Below are 2,194 nucleotides of genomic sequence, written 5' to 3'. Positions count from 1 at the left end.
CGTGGATGCCAATCTGGAAGAGGGTGCTAGCAGCGTTACAACAGATGCGATTGCTGAAGACAATTCCATAACCGTCGAGACCCCGTTGAATGAAACCGCAGAGCTGAAAGTTACTAATGAGACTGCTCTGGATGAGCCAGCGCTTACAGCTCAAGAACAGCAGCAAATCGATCAATGGCTAGGTGATAACGCGCAAGCCGAAGACAGTTTTCTGTTTATCAATTACGACCATGTTGGTGGTGAAAGGGTAGCTCAAGCGTTAAATGGCGAGTCATCCCTGGGGGGCATGAGCCAAACTCAACAGCGCTATTTAATTGAGTCCGCTAGTGAGCAATGGCGCGCAGAAGGCAATACCGAAAACCTCCATGAAGCCACGGAAAATCTGGCCAGCGCAGACACTCGCTCTCTGGTTGCGGAGGTGTACAGTCGGCCGAGCGCTGCGGTAGCAGAATTATACAGCCAGGGCAAAAGCGTCGCGGATACGAATGAAGCCGGACAGCTGCGATCAGCAATGCTGAGAGACGCAGTGGATTTGGATGCGGCCACGGTGATCAGTAATTACCAGGGTTTCGAAAGCCGGTTGGGCGTAGAGGCTCGTTCGTTAAACGACGCTCAGCGAGGCAACATCTTGGAGGTGGTAGCCGCAGGAAAGGTGGACGCCACTAACGATGAAATCAGCAAAATGGTTACAACCATTTTCCTCGACTCAAGCTCAATGAGCTTTGGCGGTGCGTCGCTTGATTCTATGGTCACTGCGGTTCCGGCTGAAGCGGCTGGTGCTGTTGCCATCCAAATGGCGCAGCAAGACGCAAGTACCGCGAAGTTTCGCGAGCAGATGTCTGGGGCTCTAGCTCAAATCATGGTTCAGAGAGAATCCCTTAATGAGGGGGATATCTCACAGAATATTGCAGAATTGCAGACTCGTTTCGATGGGATTTTGGCGAGTGAAGGCGGGCAGAGTTTACTAACTAACAGCGAGGTTTCCCCTCAGTTGCGAGGCTGGGCCGTAGCGGAAATCGCTAATAATCCCGCTTGGGATGCGGCGGCGCTCAGTAACGGCTGGGAAAGTCGCGTGGTGAGCACGGCTTACGGAGAAAGAGTCCTATCCCAATATCAATCTCGCGGAACAGAGTCGCAGGCATTGCAAGGTGAAGCACTCAGAAACACAGTAGGCCTGGCGTTGGGTATCAGCCCGGATCAATTACCCCCTGACAATGAGCCAGCGGTTGACGCCGAAGATCGTTTAGAGGCTGGATTTAACAATCGTTATTTTGGCGAGAACGATCGTATCGACAAGGTCGTTGAGCTGATTAATAAGGTGGGTGGCGATAACGCGCGAGTCAGCGTCATGCCCGTTTCTGTAACCAGCAACGAATTCGGCGCTGGCGCCTTTAGCGTCTTTAAAGTTGAAGCGGCTGACGGCAAAACGTATTTCGTGGAATCCGTGGGTGAAGCACCACGCCATTACGACGGCTTAGCGGACTGGCAAACCGGTAGTGAATTACCCCCGGGCCAGATGACCTATATCGACGGCATGGCGTCAGTTGCTCCTGGTGAAGCGCAAACACTGACCACCGAAGCTACGGCACAGGTCACCGATACGCTGGGCGAGTGGGTGGCTAAAGTGGGCGACGGCGCAGCTCTGGCGGCGGGTGTCACCGCTGGCGCTATATTTGTCGCTGGCACCGGTGGTACGGGTGCGCTGGTGTTGGCGGGTGGTGCTGCAGCCTGGACGACCGGCAGGGCCGCAGAAGAGTTGCACGATGCCCATCAGCATGGCGTTGATGTGACCGATCTTTCTAACTCTCAGGTTCGTGGCCAGTGGCTGGATCTTGCCTCCGGCACGCTCTCGTTCGGCGCGATGGGCGCGGCGAGATTTGTAATGGCGGCGAGAGAAACCCAGTATGCAGGCACACTGGCGAGAGGCGCGGCAGGACTGCAGCTATCTGCCAACGTGGCAGACGCCAGCGCAGTAGCCAACCAGGCACACTATATGTCCGCTAACTGGGATCAGATGTCTAACGCTGATCGTGCGCTGGGTATGCTGAACATCGCCTTTTACGGGGGGATGGGGGCAGCCAGTACCCGAGCCTCTGGTGGATCTCTGGTCGACAGCTACAGCTTTACCCGACTGCAAAACCAAATCCAATACGGCTCTCCCTATCAGGTTCAGCAGAATTCTTCCTTGCAAGAG

At 55.1% G+C, this 2,194-nt stretch carries 1 protein-coding gene; it reads left to right on the top strand.

Features of this window, described 5'->3' with window-relative positions; translation table 11 throughout:
• Window positions 1–2,194, top strand: a 2,194-nt coding sequence (locus ACXAFR_RS27235) for a DUF4781 domain-containing protein (protein ID WP_475183287.1), incomplete at both ends; no start/stop codon positions are given.

The organism is Pseudomaricurvus sp. ABR4_320, from assembly GCF_056159445.1.
This window is presented reverse-complemented; position numbering and strand designations above follow the sequence as displayed.